Annotated in this window: 10 protein-coding genes and 3 pseudogenes; 5 read left to right on the forward strand and 8 right to left on the reverse strand. The window is 42.0% G+C overall.

The window, feature by feature from the left end; translation table 11 throughout:
• The first annotated feature begins 261 nt into the window (after window positions 1-261).
• Entirely contained in the window at window positions 262-1602 is a 1341-nt protein-coding gene (locus PXH59_RS11465) for an MATE family efflux transporter (RefSeq protein ID WP_285808431.1), read from the forward strand.
• A gap of 61 nt (window positions 1603-1663) precedes the next feature.
• Here the strand turns inward: PXH59_RS11465 and PXH59_RS11470 are convergent, their stop codons facing one another.
• From PXH59_RS11470 to PXH59_RS11480, 3 genes are all read right to left on the reverse strand, one after another.
• Entirely contained in the window at window positions 1664-2329 is a 666-nt protein-coding gene (locus PXH59_RS11470; RefSeq protein ID WP_285808432.1) for a DUF799 domain-containing protein, read from the reverse strand.
• A complete protein-coding gene (locus tag PXH59_RS11475) occupies window positions 2329-2697 on the reverse strand; it encodes a DUF4810 domain-containing protein (RefSeq protein WP_285808434.1) in 369 nt (122 codons plus the stop codon). The genes PXH59_RS11470 and PXH59_RS11475 overlap by 1 nt, the downstream gene beginning before the upstream one ends.
• 80 nt (window positions 2698-2777) lie before the next feature.
• Window positions 2778-3449 carry a CsgG/HfaB family protein gene (locus tag PXH59_RS11480; RefSeq protein ID WP_047769240.1) on the reverse strand — a complete coding sequence of 224 codons (672 nt, stop codon included), beginning with the start codon at window positions 3447-3449 and terminating at the stop codon, window positions 2778-2780.
• Between the two features lie 889 nt (window positions 3450-4338).
• On the opposite strand from PXH59_RS11480, the gene PXH59_RS11485 reads away from it, so the two are divergent.
• Complete coding sequence (locus PXH59_RS11485; RefSeq protein ID WP_285811750.1) at window positions 4339-5673, forward strand: SLC5/6 family protein; 1335 nt, start codon at window positions 4339-4341, stop codon at window positions 5671-5673.
• Between the two features lie 963 nt (window positions 5674-6636).
• Window positions 6637-7203, forward strand: a pseudogene (locus PXH59_RS11490) (tyrosine-type DNA invertase); the annotation flags it as partial.
• A gap of 348 nt (window positions 7204-7551) precedes the next feature.
• On the opposite strand, the gene yjiA reads toward PXH59_RS11490, so the two are convergent.
• From yjiA to PXH59_RS11515, 5 genes and pseudogenes are all read right to left on the reverse strand, one after another.
• Entirely contained in the window at window positions 7552-8514 is a 963-nt protein-coding gene (yjiA, locus tag PXH59_RS11495; RefSeq protein ID WP_285808439.1) for a GTPase, read from the reverse strand.
• A 20-nt stretch (window positions 8515-8534) separates the two neighbouring features.
• Window positions 8535-8738 (reverse strand): YbdD/YjiX family protein, encoded by a 204-nt coding sequence (locus tag PXH59_RS11500; protein WP_047769237.1) that lies wholly within the window; start codon window positions 8736-8738, stop codon window positions 8535-8537.
• Between the two features lie 117 nt (window positions 8739-8855).
• Entirely contained in the window at window positions 8856-11009 is a 2154-nt protein-coding gene (locus PXH59_RS11505; RefSeq protein WP_285808440.1) for a carbon starvation CstA family protein, read from the reverse strand.
• A gap of 303 nt (window positions 11010-11312) precedes the next feature.
• The gene (locus tag PXH59_RS11510; protein WP_285808441.1) at window positions 11313-12731 is read right to left on the reverse strand and encodes a phosphoethanolamine transferase; all 1419 of its coding nucleotides are present in this window, start codon (window positions 12729-12731) and stop codon (window positions 11313-11315) included.
• Window positions 12732-12997: 266 nt separating this feature from the next.
• A pseudogene (locus PXH59_RS11515) lies at window positions 12998-13159 on the reverse strand (type I methionyl aminopeptidase); the annotation flags it as partial.
• 434 nt (window positions 13160-13593) lie between these two features.
• On the opposite strand from PXH59_RS11515, the pseudogene mutS reads away from it, so the two are divergent.
• A pseudogene (gene mutS / locus PXH59_RS11520) lies at window positions 13594-16156 on the forward strand (DNA mismatch repair protein MutS).
• A 17-nt stretch (window positions 16157-16173) separates the two neighbouring features.
• Window positions 16174-16959, forward strand: coding sequence for a tRNA isopentenyl-2-thiomethyl-A-37 hydroxylase MiaE (gene miaE / locus PXH59_RS11525; protein WP_285811753.1), 786 nt, complete (start codon window positions 16174-16176; stop codon window positions 16957-16959).
• Window positions 16960-17014: the final 55 nt, after the last annotated feature.

The following is a 17014-nucleotide window of genomic DNA, read 5'->3' on the forward strand; positions in this document are numbered from 1 at the left end:
CACAATATCTAAGCATTGGGAGCATGATCTGGACTTAACAACTCAACGGTAAGATAACCCAATTTACCGTGTTTATCAGACTCTTTTGGAAAACAATGCCACAACACCTGACTCCTACGGCAATTACCGCAGGAGATGAAGACATAAATCGCTTGTCTGCCTATCAAATCATCAATAAACCCTGTAAAATCAACTATGCTTTCTGGGTATGTCACACCGCGAAAGCCCTTCCATTTCACTTCTAATAAATAGGTTTTACTAATGCATCAGTCTGATGTTGTTGATCGCTCGCTTTTTTCATTAAGCTGGCCGATTTTCATTGATATCTTTCTGCATATGGCGACGTTATTAATTAATACGTATATGGTCAGCCATATTTCTACTGCTTACCTTGCTGCAATGGGAGTGGGTAATCATGTCTTTGATCTCTTTATTACAATTTTTAACTTCATTAGCGTAGGTTGCAGTGTTGTCATCGCGCAATATCTGGGATCAGGGAAACGCAATAAAGCAGGTCAGGCGATTCATATTTCCATCGCCTTTAATTTTCTGTTGGGTTTGAGTTGTGCGCTGGTCACCGTGTTCTTCGGTTATAAGATCCTGCATCTCATGAACCTGCCTGAAAATCTGATGGAAGAGGGGTTCGCTTATCTGCATGTTCTTGGTATCTGTCTGATCCCCGAAGCGATTTCAATTATTCTGGCCGCCTGTATGCGGGTTTATGGTAAGTCGAAATCGGCCATGTATGTCACGCTGATTGCCAACTTGCTGACCATTGTCGGCAATATGATCGTGCTGTATGGATTCTTTGGACTACCTCAATATGGGCTTGAAGGCGTAGCGTGGTCTACGGTATTTGGCCGTACTGTGGCTGTTATTCTGCTCTTCGGATTACTGTTTTGTGGTTTGAAGCTCAAACTCGAACCTAAATTGCTCGTGAGCTGGTCCAAGAATATATTGGGAAAAATCCTGCACATCGGTTTACCCGCTGCGGGTGAAAATTTGGTGTGGATCCTACAATATATGACTGCACAGGCATTTATCGGCCTGATGGGTGAAATGTCTCTGGCCGCGCAAACGCTGTACTTCCAACTATCTCTGTTCATTATGTTGTTTGGTATCTCTATCAGCATTGGCAATGAGATTATGGTGGGTCACCTTGTTGGAGCAAAGCGTTTTGAAGACGCCTATCTTCGGGGGTTGAAGAGCCTGAGAATTGGTGTGATTGTTACAGTAGGCATCGTCTTAATGTTCTGGATTTTCAGGGAGCCACTACTCTATTTCATGACAGAAGATCAGAAGATTGTTGAACTTCTGCTGCCTTTGTTCCTGCTCTCGGTATTTTTTGAACCAGGACGCACTTTTAACATTGTGATGGTCAATGCCCTGCGCGCTTCCGGTGATGCTCGTTTTCCACTCTATACCGCGTTAATTTGTATGTGGGGGATCTCTATTCCAGTCGGATATTTTCTAGGAATTACTATGGGAATGGGGATCTTGGGGATCTGGATAGGATTCTTCTGCGACGAGTGGATCCGCGGGTTAGTGAACTCTTGGCGTTGGAAGTCTAAAAGATGGCAAGCCAAGCGATTGGATGTCTAGTTAAAAAATAACAGTAAAAAATGCCGCAAATTTATCTGCGGCATTTTATTCCCATCAAATCCTATAATTTTTCTTTACCATAGAATTCTGAACGTGGGCCATACAGTAGGTGGCCATATCCATATCCACCCGCACTTAACAAACGATTACTGGTGATGTCTGCAATATCATGACCTCTGTCCATAACGGTATTTGCGATCTGGGTGATGGCTGCTGATACCAACATCCCGATCAAACCGCCGCTGGAGTAATTATCATTTTCGGTGGAAGATGCTGTCGCGGCGCCATTCCACAGTTGTTTACCCGTGCGCAAATCCACCAGACGCGCTGTCGCACTGACACGGGTATCACTGTTAATCACCTGATATTGCGTACCGTATTGGGTAATATTCAGGTAAAGAACGGAATCTGCGCCAAATATGTCATACAGTTTTTTATAGCTGATATCGTGGATATCCTGCGCTTCTGTGACACCATTTTGGCGGAAGGTTTCTTCAACCACCGCAACGGGATAAACATAATAGCCGGATTCTGCCAGTGGGTAAGTCACCTGAGACAGAAAACTGCCAGAAGCCTGCACTTCTACAGACTTATTTATGGCAGGCAGAACTAAAATAGATTTAGGTTTGCTTTCTCTCAAGGCTGAATAATCATACGGTTTATTGTTAGCACACCCTGCTAGTACCAGCAGAAATAAGAAACCAATCGCCCCCAGAAAACGCTTCATTATTTCACTCCCTTATTCTTGCTTAACAGAAAATCCATGTAAGGTGCTGATTCAGGAAATAGATTTTTCTCTATCTCAAACTGCTGGAATGCATCCTCAATATTGCCGATATTGCTGTAAAGCAATCCCATTTGTGCATGCAAACCCGGTGGAACCGGATTATCTTTAGCCTTAGCTTGTTCAACCACTTTTTGCAATGCCTGAAGCTGCTCTTGTGGTCCCGTTTTATCCTGCTGGTAATATTGGTATAGGGTTGATTGGTAATTTCCCCATTCATATATGGTCTTAGGTGCGTTGACACATCCCACTAATGATTCCGCTACTAATAGTACTCCCAGCAACATCCCCGTCTTTCTTATCAAATACATACCGCTGTTTTCCCTAAAAAACATTTCACTTATCAATATATATACCCATCCAACTTCAAGATGCGTGTTATATTTAAAAATTAGTTAGTTGGCTTCCATGCACCATTATCAATACCCGCGACCAGATCATTAATTGCTTCACGGATCGCCAGATCCAATACCTTGCCATTTAAGGTAGAGTCATAGCGGGAAGTACTACCGAATCCAATCAGTTCACGGCTGGAAAGTTTATATTCCCCTGCCCCCGCAGAAGAGAAAACAACTTCAGAGGTTTCTACATTCACAATATTCAGCATCACTTTTGCATAAGCAATTTGTGATTTGCCACGCCCCAAAATGCCCCATAGCTGGTGATCACCCACTTCTTTACGGCCAAATTCAGTCACAGAACCAGTAATAATGTAATTAGCTCCTTTCAATTTTTGAACCTTACCCTGTAAGTCCGTTTCCATTTTCAACTCGGCCAGGTTGGTGCGTTCCAATACATTAAAACGTCCTGTTTGTTGTAAATGCGTTATAAGGATAGTTTTTGACTGGTTTCCTAAACGGTCAATGCCGTCAGAGAAAATGCCATTTTGGTAGCTTGAACGGTTTTCGAATTTACCCACGGCAATCGGGCTGCGAATGCCGGCATAGGTCGTTTTATAAGAAGTGACTTTTTGTACTGGAAGTGTTGATGAAGATTCCGTTGCACAACCGGCCAGCATGAGGGAGGCCAGACAAAGTGAAGCCAATGTGAATTTTCTTTTCATTATTATATCTTCCTGAATGATGGTTCAAATAAGTCTGCTCTATTTTTTATACAGAACATATCGTATCGCTAATATAAAAGTGGAATAATAAATATAGTTACAGTAAAAGTCCATTTAATTAATAAGAACTCGCCGGATAAAATCAAGTTATTGATTTATTTTAAATCATTAAAAATACTTATTGAGCAATCACTTGGTAACTTAATTTTAACTCCTGTTACTAAAAATAGAAAAATAGCGTTAAGCTCTTTACATTTTAGTTTTTTCATCATTATCTATAAATCAGCTTTATTCCATCAAATTAATTAGATCGGGTTAATTTCAGATAAAACATATACTCGATAAACTGCAAGTTGCAATCCGCAAGACGACGCGAGGCCTTATATTCCCCCGCTGCGCGGGGAAATATAACACGCATCTTGAAGTTGGATTGGTATAGTAAAAGAAAGCTGACTAATTAAATTATGTTTTCCTTTCATTTTTAATCAATAAGCAGGATTAAGATAGGTATCGACTCCGTTCACTAGTAAAAAAACCTAGATTAATATGCTGAAATACAGCATAATGTTAATAATTAAAAGGATTAAATCCTGACAAGGTGTTTTGAACAGATACAGACGTGATAAAAGCGTAATAGAAAATACTCAACTTTTCTTTATAATTGTTCCAATGGTCAATATCACAAATACCTTCGTATAGCGAATAAATAGCGTTGTTTATCAATACGATAAAAACAGCAACTCTTTTTACGCAGTATCCCTTAGCAATTTCTTCTTTATGAAGACATTGTTCTCCAAACGCCATATCAGATGGCATGTTTAGGGAAAATTTTTTCCCTGAAATCGAAATCATTGACGATCAGCAAACGATAATTCACTTACTAAAAGATATGAAAACAGCAACAAACAACAATGATGTCACGTCACAGTTATCGCCATCGGCCAAACGCGCCAACATGACGGAGGCAGAGTGGAAAAAAGCAATAAAATTTGACCATATCGATACCGGTTGGGTCATTATGAGTATTGGTATGGCAATCGGGGCCGGAATTGTTTTCTTGCCTGTTCAGGTTGGATTGATGGGATTGATGGGATTGTGGGTTTTTCTGCTCTCTTCCATTATTGGTTATCCTGCCATGTATCTCTTTCAACGGCTCTTCATCAATACCCTTGCCGAGTCACCAGAATGCAAAGATTATCCTAGTGTTATCAGTGGTTATCTTGGTAAAAATTGGGGCATGCTGTTAGGAATACTCTACTTTATTATGCTGGTGATCTGGATGTTTGTTTATTCCACTGCGATAACCAATGATAGTGCTTCTTACCTGCAAACCTTTGGGATCACTGATGAATTAATATCGAAAAATCCGCTTTATGGATTGGTATTAATCTGTGTATTAGTCGCTATCGCTTCCCGAGGTGAACAATTACTGTTCAAAATATCCAGTCTAATGGTCATAACAAAGTTATTTGTTATCGCGGCATTAGGATTTTCCATGATCGGTATGTGGCATCTTTACAATATCGGGGCATTACCTCCCCTGGGGCTATTGATCAAACAAGCCATCATCACGTTACCTTTTACGCTCACATCCATCCTGTTTATCCAAACACTTAGCCCAATGGTGATTTCTTATCGCAATCGGGAGAAAAACCGTGAAGTTGCCCGTCACAAGGCACTGCGAGCTATGAACATTGCCTTTGGTATCCTGTTTTGTACCGTATTTTTCTATGCCATCTCTTTTACGCTGGCAATGGGACATGACGAAGCGCTCAAAGCCTATGAACAGAATATTTCAGCATTAGCCATTGCCGCCCAATTCTTTCCCGGCAGTTGGGTTATTGCCGTCAGTATCATGCTCAATGTCTTTGCCGTGATGACTGCGTTTTTTGGTGTTTACCTTGGGTTTTGCGAAGCCAGCCAAGGCATTGCCATGAATATTCTTAATCGCCTGATGCCGGCCGAAAAGATCAATAAAAAGTGGGTACAAAAAGGCATCATGGTTTTTGCCATCTTATTGGCATGGGGCGCAATCCTCCTGAATGTCCCGGTATTAAGTTTTACTTCTATTTGTAGCCCAATATTTGGCATTGTTGGCTGCCTTATCCCGGCTTATTTGGTCTACAAGCTCCCTGAACTACACCATTACAAAGGGATATCGCTCATCTTGATCATCTTTACTGGGATCTTGCTCTGTATTTCCCCTTTTCTGGCCTTCTCCTGATATGAGGGCTTATAATTAAGGTTTACCCCGTGCGCCCTATATCCTCGTCTTTCTCTGTTAGGGGATATAAGGCACATTTAACTAATCAACGTCCTACAAAATCGCCTTCATTTATTTATTAAAGAATCCTTTTAAGGATGACTCGATAAACTTCAAGTTGCAATCCGCAAGACGATGCGAGGCCTTATATTTCCCCGCGCAACGGGGAAATATAAGGCCTCGCATCTTGAAGTTGGATGGGTATATATTTAATTAATCATGAAAAATATCTATTTAATTTAATTTCACAAAATGAACAAAAAACAGCCAATAAGCGCAATCCAAATAACGATGTAATAAACAAAAGAAACTATAACTAATGTTATCAAGTTAACGAAAACCCTTACTTTAACCTGATGTTATTCCAAGCATTACCCCTTAACCTCCCTCAATATTTCTCCTTTTTTCTCTCAAAAACGCAGTCAATCAGAATAAAAATCCAATAATAAACAAAAAATAAAAATATTATTTCAAAAACACCAGATAAAAGTTAATTTTCAATCAATAATAAAGCGCTATCTAAACAAATTAGATAAATCATTTACTTTTTCCACTAAATGCAGTAAAAATACAAACCCAATACACTTAAAAGGATTTTTAAAAGAATAAAAAACTAAAAAACAAACCAAGCTAAATGATTAGTTGTAAAGTTCAATAGAGCTGTTTTTATATATGGAATTCTATTTATGATTGCCTCATTCTGTGTATCAGAATCACATAACACGTATTTATACGATTTCAATTAGCATTTTCATTAAAAATAAGACAAAAATAAGCAGCAACTTTTTATTTGCGTTATTCCAATTAAATTAATCAGGTATTTAGCTAATCATGTTTAAAAAACATTAATGTTTTGTTGTATTCGATTAACTTAAATACCTTGCTGTTCACAATTTATCTCTCTGATTTCATAGGAATGATAATTTCATGAAACAACGTAAGTTTTTAACCCGATACGAAATAGACGCAATTTTGGCAGCAACAAAACAAGGACGTCATGCAGAGCGGGATTATTGCATGCTGTTAATGTGTTTCATTCACGGCTTTAGGGTAAGTGAGTTATGTAATCTATGCCTATCTGATCTCGATTTGAATTCAGCGATCATTCACATCAGACGGTTAAAAGGTGGGCTTTCAACCACACATCCTTTAATTCCAGAGGAAATTGAAGCGTTAAATAAATGGCTAGATATTCGTCAAAAATGGCGTGAAGCCGATTCTCCGTGGGTATTTCTCTCTCAAAAATCGGGTCCTGTTTCACGGCAACAAGTTTATGGTTTATTAAAACGTTATGGAAAGCAGGCATCTGTCAGTGTTTCTCCACATCCGCATATGTTAAGGCACGCTTGTGGTTATGCTTTAGCTGATCTCGGGCGTGATACCCGCTTGATTCAAGACTATCTCGGACACCGTAATATTTCACATACTGTAATTTACACCGCCAGTAATGTGAAACGTTTTTCCCGAATTTGGGAGTCTCACTCTAAATAGTTGTGTTCTTTTTTCTGCTGTTTTCACTAACATGATCGGTTATTGTAACAATCTCCACTAATGAATTTGTGGAGATTGCCGGCAGATAAAATAGACAATGCCATGAAAATCTAAGATAAAGGACTATTTTTTACGTATGGCAAACTCAATTTGTAAATTTATTTTATTTTTATTGTTTTCCAACTGTTAAATAACCTAAGTTTATTCTTTAAAAAAACTTAAGCTCAACAGGTCAATATATAAATTTTCATTTAAACTTGAGCAGCGAATTTATATAAATAACTTCACTGCTCAATAAGAAATAAAAATTATCAATTAAAATTCCACAAAAAGTGATTACCCAATCAATTATGCTTTAACCCATTCCGCAAATTTTTCACGAATTTTCTGTTCCGGCAGATCTATACCAATAAAAACCAGCACACTTTCACGTACTTCATTATCGCGCCATTCTCTATCCCAATCTGCGCTATACAGACGCTGAACCCCTTGAAACAGTAACCGCCGGGGTTCTTCTTTGATAGCAAGAATGCCTTTGTATCGCAGGAGATTATCCGCGAAACTCAGTAATAGCGCTTCCATCAGGTTAGAAACTTCTGGCAGTTCAACTGGGTACGCCAAGTTAATGACAATCGACTGAACCGAATTTTGTTGTTTGGGTACAAATCGAAAAATAGGTGCCGAAACCGTCAGTTTGTCATTCAACATAAAACCTTCGATATCGAACAGTAAGTCTAAATCAGCTTCACCTTGAATAATCTTGTGAATGGGTGCTCTGGCATTGATTCGCTGCAAACGTTCAACTAAAGCATCATGAACGGGAGCAACATCTGTTTTGGTTAAAAGAATACTGTCTGCATATCCTATCTGCGCCTGTGCAATGGAAAAACGATCTAACTGTTGTTCCGCGTGAACCGCATCCACCAGCGTAATAATGCCATCGAGCAAAAAACGCTGACACAAAATTTTATGGGAAAAGAAAGTCTGCGTAATCGGGCCAGGATCAGCCATGCCTGTACATTCGATAATCAAGCGGTCAAAGTCGATCTGCCCTTTATCCAGGCTATCCAGCAGATCCAATAATGCATCTTCCAGCTCATTCGAACGACTACAACAGATGCATCCGTTACTTAATGTCTTAATCTGAGTTGCCCGATCACCAATCAATTCATTATCAATAGGGACTTCGCCAAATTCATTTTCAATGACGGCGATTTTATAACCATGATTGGCATTAAGGATATGACGCAGCAGCGTCGTTTTGCCTGAACCCAAAAAACCGCTCAGGATCGTGACTGATATTGGTTGCATTTTCGTTTCCCGATTTTTCACTAACAGCAACGCATCCCGCCTTTGCCATCGCCACCATAGCGAGCATTCTGACGTTCGCGAAAAAATTCTTCATAAGACATATAAGGCTTATCTGGGTGGTTTTCCTTCATATGTTGTACATAGGTGTCATAGTCGGGAACGCCCACCAACATGCGGGCAGCCTGCCCCAAATACTTGCCTGCCCGACCAAGATGACCAAACATAAATTGTTCTCCAAGGCTTGTTCTATAAAAATACCCCACATAATACAAAGTCAGTTATGTGGGGTATCGCTGCTACTGATACGAAATGACTTGGCTGGTATCAGTTTTCGTATCACATCAGTGCGTAGAAGAGACTTTCACCCCACCTTCAGGAAGCGGAACATAAGGCGTTTCATTATCGGTACGCTCTGGGTTCTTACTTGCTTTGACCGCAGTTTTGATACCATAAATAATGATGCTATACACCACAATTAGGAATAAAATACTTAAGCCCGCATTGGTGTAGTTGTTTATAACAATATGATTCATGTTACTGATTTGCTGAGCTGTTAATTCTGCACCCCCTTCGGCAATTCGCTGCTTGTATTCTTTCGCCAGAAAGAAGAAGCCTTCAAGCCGCGGGTTATCACTGAATAATTTCAGCCCCAACGCCCATGTGGTACAAATCAACAACCAAACCGCAGGAATCACCGTTACCCAGATATATCGGGTGCGTTTCATCTTGATCAAGACAACCGTACCCAATACCAACGCAACGGCAGCCAACATCTGGTTAGAGATACCAAATAGCGGCCACAAGCTCTTGACGCCACCCAATGGATCAACCACACCTTGATACAGCAAATAACCCCATAAGCCAACACAACCGGCTGTACCAATAATACCCGCAATCAAAGAGTCCGTTTTTTTCAGGAATGGAACAAAGTTACCCAGAAGATCCTGCAACATGAAACGGCCAGAGCGTGTACCTGCATCCAGCGCCGTCAGGATAAACAACGCTTCAAACAGAATACCAAAGTGATACCAAAAGCCCATGTCTGCCGCAGGCATGATCTGATGGAATACATGGGCAATACCCACGGCCAAGGTTGGCGCTCCCCCTGCGCGGTTCAGAACGGATGGCTCACCAATGTCTTTTGCCGTTTGCAGAATTTGATCGGGTGAAATCACAAAGCCCCAGGAACTGACGGTCGTTGCCGCATGGCTCGTGACTTCTTGCAAAGAGGCCATGATCATTGGCGCTTCGGCAGTACCCAAATTATGCAAATCAGGCATGGTAATGCCCAGAGCTGCCGGAGGGGTATTCATCGCAAAATACAGCCCCGGTTCAATAATGGATGCAGCAACCAATGCCATGATCGCCACAAACGACTCCATTAACATCGCACCATAACCAATGAAGCGGGCATCTTTTTCATTTGCCAACAGTTTAGGCGTCGTCCCCGAAGAGATCAGGGCATGGAAACCAGACACCGCGCCACAAGCAATAGTAATGAACAAGAATGGGAACAACGTTCCTTTCCAGACTGGCCCTGTACCATCAATATATTGTGTGACGGCGGGCATTTTCAGTTCAGGGTTCAGGATGACAATCCCAATTGCAAGACCAACAATAACCCCAATTTTCAGGAAAGTTGCCAGATAGTCACGCGGTGCCAAAATAAGCCAAACGGGCAATAATGCAGAGATAAATGCATATCCGATCAGCGCATAAGTGATGGTGGTATCTTTAAAAGTCAGCGCGGGTCCCCAGTAAGGATCTGCGGCAACAACACCACCAAACCAAATGGCGGCAATTAGCAGGAAAATACCGATCACCGAGACTTCACCCACACGCCCCGGACGGATATATCGCATATAGATCCCCATGAAAAGCGCAATTGGCACTGTCGAACAAACAGTAAATACGCCCCACGGGCTTTCTGCCAATGCTTTCACGACGATTAAGGCCAGTACTGCCAGAATGATGATCATGATTAAGAAGCAACCAAACAGCGCTATTGTGCCTGGTACACGCCCCATCTCTTCCTTGACTATCTCCCCCAGTGATGCCCCATTACGGCGGGAGGAGATAAACAGCACCATAAAGTCCTGCACCGCTCCGGCAAGCACTACCCCTGCTAACAACCACAATGTTCCTGGCAGATAACCAACCTGTGCCGCCAATACTGGCCCGACTAATGGACCGGCCCCCGCGATGGCGGCAAAATGGTGACCAAACAGGACATTTTTATTGGTGGGAACATAGTTCAAACCATCATTATTGACAACAGCAGGCGTTGCTCGCGTGGCATCCAGCTTCATCACCTTCGTGGCGATATACAGGCTGTAATACCGATAAGCAACCAAGTAAACGGCTACGGAAGCGACAATGATCCACAAAGCACTAACGTGTTCTCCCCGACGTAGCGCAACGACTCCAAGACAGAATGCGCCAATTATCCCCAACATCATCCAGGGGATATGTTTTAACAATTTATTATTCTTCATAAAACGTCCTTTTCCACAGTAAGACGAACAGCAAGTCATTATTTAATTTTTACTTCCTTCTCCATAAACCGACCATCTACAGCCGGCAGGAAGCGATACCCATTAAAAGGTATATACTCCTCGTCACACTGCACTATGATATAAAACTCTCCCTGATAAGAGGGAGAGGATCTTACTCAGCGGTTGAATACCAACATTAAGCGGTCAAAATCCCCCAATCAGTGGTTCATACATATAAAGCATGAGCCAGATTTTGTGAGGTAACTCACTTCCTCAATAAATTGCAAGACGAAGGTATATTCATCAATCGAAGTTGATGGCGTCATCCTTTAGGTGATTAAAGTCTTTATATTCGTTACTGAATGAAATCACTGTATGTTGGTTCGGACACGCCTGGTTGGAAAACCAGGCACATTTGGATACCAGGCGAGGTTCTTCAATTCCCAACCATGTGGATAACATAGACAGTAGATTCAAACCGCTGCGGTGAGCATCTATGATATTTTTGCTTGCTGTGTTCTTGTCGGCATTTTTAATGCCATAGTCATAACCGGTAATAATAAAGGGAACTTGATAGTTCTGCTTATTACTATCGTTATGGGTCAGATTCTCGCTATCTGTATTCTTATTCACCAGCGACAAACCATGATCCGCAAAGTAAAGCATTGTCCAGTGCAATTGATTTTTATTGGCAATACTTTCAATGTCAGCTAGCAGGCTGTCCGTATTATGAATACTCTGAAGATAACATGAAATATTTTTGGAATGAAAATAGGTGCCGTATTTATCATTCGTTCTGGTGCAAGGTTGTGGATGCGAACCCATTAAGTGAATAATAATCAGCTTCTTTTTTTGCTCATTCTTCCCTAATGCTTTGCGAATATAAGGCAATAAATTTTCATCCGGCATATAACTGCGATCATCTGAATTGCCTTCTTTCAGAAAAGTATAATGAGTGGCCTGCTGCCCAATCAGTGCGACAGGAGAATCAAACCCTCCCTTCATTCCCTGGTTGGACAGCCAGTAAGTTTCAAATCCCGCTTTTTTCGCCAGTGAAACAAGACTGTTGTTCAGTTGAATTTCATTTGCTTCACGAACGGCCAGAGAGTTAGTCAACGACAACTGTGTCGAGGGTGCCGCAGAAATATAGTGGGTTAACACGGTGGCATTCGCATTATCCAACCAAGGGGTATTTTTATCCGGGAACCCATAGACACTCATAAAATCTTTTCGGACGCTCTCACCAATCACCATGATATAAGTATCGTATTTCTCTTCTTTCACCACGGGCTGCCAGTCATCCCGATATTGAATTATCTTGGCAAATCGGTGATTTTCTGACATGACTTGCTTGTAGCTCTGATAGACATCACTGAAAAAACGAACTTCCGGTAAACTGGTATTCAAAAGTTCCGAGCTATCTTCAAAACCCGATTTTATATACCCTTTGGCCGGGGACCAGAAAGCCGAAATCAAAAACAGGGTAAACAGCCACTTTTTACTTTTGCCTGTTAAGATGACATTTAGCTTAAGTGAAAATATCATCAGAACAAAAATAGCTATCGCAGTTAAATAGGTTGAAACAGAAAGGCCACTAATATATTCCGCTGTTTCATTCCTATTTGTATAGATTAATGATCCCACCGCATTGATGTCTGGATAACCGTAATTGAGACCAATCGGGGTATAGAGCATTCCTATCAAGGAAAAAAAAGCAATCAAAAAGATATATATTCGTCTACTGATAGCAGCCAAAAATAAAAAGAGTGCAAAGGCACTAAAGACATATATGAGTTTTAATTGATACCCTAAACATTTATGTATCAGAAAAATAAGAAAAAAGAGAACAATAAAACAAGAAAGATTCTTGTTTTTATAAAGCCAAGACATAATCACCCTGTAATTTCACATAGCCGTAGTTAAATTTCTATAAACCCAACACTGCACAACACAGTATTGGGAATCACTATCACATAATAAATTGTCATTTATTGAGTGATCGACAGGTAACGTGCAAAAATTTCGCGTTCTTCATCCCGCAGCGTTAACACGTTAAAACCATCACGGGTTACCAAGATCGTATGCTCAAACTGAGCTGATAACCGACGATCTTTGGTTGTTACAGTCCAACCATCTTTATGCAGTTTAATATCCTATTAGTGAAGAGTTCAAGCCAACATTTATTTAAATCCAGGCTTTTTCTAATCTCCTCTAAGTCCACCAATTCTCAATATCGCTGATAGAATTCAAGTGCTGTATGCCATCGGCTTTCTTATTATTTGTTATTTGGCAGCATGACTCAAACCAAACAACAATCGAGCTGCTTCGCAATCCTGCTGAATTGTGAAAAAATCTGATACATTCCTGCGAGTAATCCTGCTAACCTACCATTTAGATCTTCTCATCGCATCCACAGATGAATCACACAGATTATCAGTGATAAGATAGCGTTTTCGCCCAGGATGAGGTCAATTAACGTTCCATCCTTAGCTGATTATATTTAGGTTTTGTCATTTAGATGGGTTGACTTAGCGTCGATGGCCCAACTGAGTCAACAGGAATAATAGAATTGAATCAAGTCAATATGAAAGAATCTCCAGCAAAGGATATAGATAGCCACACCCCCATGATGCAGCAGTATCTGCGTCTGAAAGCGCAGCACCCCGATATTATGCTGCTGTATAGAATGGGGGATTTTTACGAGTTATTTTATGACGATGCCAAAAAAAGCGGCGAGGTTGCTGGATATCTCCCTAACCAAGCGCGGGCAATCGGCAGGTCAGCCTATTCCGATGGCGGGTGTTCCTTATCACGCAATCGAAAACTATCTGGCAAAACTGGTACAACTCGGTGAATCTGCGGCGATCTGCGAACAAGTTGGTGATCCTGCAACCAGTAAAGGCCCTGTTGAGCGCAAAGTTGTGCGTATTGTCACTCCCGGCACCGTCACTGATGAAGCTTTACTACAAGAACGTCAGGATAATCTGCTCGCCGCTATCTGGCATGATAATCAGGGCTTTGGTTACGCGACGCTGGATATCACTTCCGGCCGTTTCCGCGTTTCTGAAATGTCCGATCAAGATAGTATTGCCGCAGAATTGCAACGCACCCGTCCCGCGGAATTGCTTTATCCTGAAACCTTTGAGCATATGGCGTTGATTGAACGTTGTCATGGCTTGCGCCGACGCCCGATGTGGGAATTTGAGCTGGATACAGCAAGACAGCAACTTAATTTGCAATTTGGCACCCGTGACCTGATTGGCTTCGGGGTGGAAAAAGCGATGCTCGCCCTGCGCGCAGCAGGCTGTTTGCTGCAATATGTCAAAGATACTCAACGCACCACTTTACCTCATATTCGCAGTATTACGATGGAACGCCAGCAGGAAACGGTTATTATGGATGCCGCCACCCGCCGTAATCTGGAGCTGACACAAAATTTGTCCGGTGGCACTGAGAATACGCTGGCGGCGGTACTCGATCAATGTGTGACACCGATGGGCAGCCGAATGCTGAAACGCTGGCTGCATTCACCAACCCGCAATAAAGTTATGCTGGAAAATCGCCATCAAGCGATTTCTGCATTACAGGAAATCGGTTATGAATTACGGCCGTTTTTGCGTCAGGTCGGTGACTTAGAGCGTGTGCTTGCCCGTCTTGCTCTCCGCTCTGCTCGTCCCCGTGATCTGGCCAGAATGCGCCATGCTTTTCAGCAATTGCCTGATATTCATCAGATCCTGACATCCTCCGATGCCCCTTATATCCAAGTACTACAGCAGCGTGTGGGACATTTTGATGAATTGCAGATTCTGCTGGAAAATGCGATTGTCGAAACGCCTCCTGTTCTGGTGCGTGATGGTGGCGTCATTGCCACAGGTTATAATGCTGAATTGGATGAATGGCGAGCACTGGCCGATGGTGCCAGTGATTATCTGGATAAACTGGAGATCCGCGAACGTGAAAAACTTGGCATTGATACCCTGAAAGTGGGCTTTAATTCGGTACATGGTTACTATATTCAGGTCAGTCGTGGACAAAGCCATTTAGTCCCTATCCATTACGTTCGTCGTCAAACGCTGAAAAACGCAGAACGCTATATCATTCCTGAATTAAAGGAATATGAAGACAAAGTGCTGACGTCCAAAGGTAAAGCACTTGCCATCGAAAAAGCCCTGTACGAAACGTTGTTCGATCTGTTACTGCCTCATCTGGCCGATTTGCAAACTTGTGCCGAAGCACTGTCAGAGCTGGATGTACTGGCAAATCTTGCCGAACGTGCTGAAACGCTAAATTACACCTGTCCGATACTAACCGATAAAGTAGGTATTCAGCTCACTGGCGGTCGGCATCCGGTTGTCGAACAAGTATTAAGCGAACCGTTTATTTCTAACCCCTTGACGCTCTCGTCACAGCGCCGTTTGCTGATTATTACAGGGCCGAATATGGGGGGGAAAAGTACCTATATGCGTCAGGCGGCTTTGATCACGTTGATGGCTTATATTGGAAGCTTTGTTCCTGCCGAAAAAGCGGTTATTGGCCCTGTAGATCGCATCTTTACGCGTGTCGGTGCATCCGATGACCTGGCATCAGGACGCTCTACCTTTATGGTGGAAATGACTGAAACGGCCAACATCTTGCATAACGCGACTGAACACAGTCTGGTTTTGATGGATGAGATCGGTCGTGGGACATCAACTTATGATGGTTTATCCCTGGCGTGGGCCTGTGCGGAAAATTTAGCTAATCGCATCAAAGCAATGACCCTGTTTGCAACCCACTATTTCGAACTGACAACACTGCCTGAGAAACTGGAAGGGGTCGTCAATATTCATCTTGATGCTGTCGAACATGGCGATACCATTGCTTTCATGCACAGTGTACAGGAAGGGGCAGCAAGCAAGAGTTATGGATTGGCCGTTGCTTCGCTGGCCGGTGTTCCACGCGATGTCATTAAACGTGCACGCCAAAAATTGAAAGAGCTGGAATCACTCTCCAATAATGCGGCAGTAGGCCATGTCGATACACCACAGTTAACCCTGCTGACAGAAGAAACTCCTCCGGCAGTTGAAGCATTGGAAAACCTGAATCCAGATACCTTGACACCACGTCAGGCATTAGAGTGGATTTATCGTCTGAAAGATATGGTTTAGCCGTGAATGAAACAGCCATGCAGGGAACAACAATGACGTTTGATACTAATCTGTTAGTGCCCATTTATCAAATTTTACAGTGCGAAACTCCCGACCAATGGGTAGAAAAAGCGCGGCTGCCAGAGAATTTGCCCATTTTATTGCGCGATCATCTACTGTGTGAATTGAAAGCAGCACAAAGTGCTATGTTCTTAATTCGTAAATATGCCGTCGCCCCTGAGAGTGCGGATGCTCTGCTGGCTTGGTTTCAGCCCTATGAGGATTTTGTCTATAAAAAAATGGGGAATATCCATTCGTTGAAAGGAAAAAATCAGGCCACCAAGCAAATTACCGCGCGGGCAAAATCACGTTATAGTCAAGATCTCATCGATAAGATGGTGTTATTAATTAAGGAAGAGTTGCATCATTTTTATCAAGTATTAGAAATCATGGATGCCAGAGGGATAAACTATGACAGTATCAGTGCCAGCCGCTATGCTAAATCCCTGTTTCAGCATGTTGCTAATCATGAACCTTATACGTTGGTCGATAAATTAATTATTGGTGCTTATATTGAAGCTCGCTCATGCGAACGTTTTGCAAAATTGGCTCCTCATCTGGATGAGGATTTGGGTAAGTTTTATATTTCTCTGCTGCGTTCAGAAGCGCGGCATTACCAAGATTATTTGATGCTCGCTCAGTCAATATCTAAAGAAGATATTACCGAAAGAGTGAATTATTTCGGCCAGGTTGAAGCAGAGCTTATTCAAACTCACGATCATGATTTTAAATTTCATAGTGGTGTTCCGATTATCTCACTTTGATAAGTGTCACACCAAATGGTAATAAAAATATATACCAATCCGGCTTCAAGATGCG

Source organism: Xenorhabdus bakwenae (genome assembly GCF_030272115.1).
Lineage (GTDB): Bacteria > Pseudomonadota > Gammaproteobacteria > Enterobacterales > Enterobacteriaceae > Xenorhabdus > Xenorhabdus bakwenae.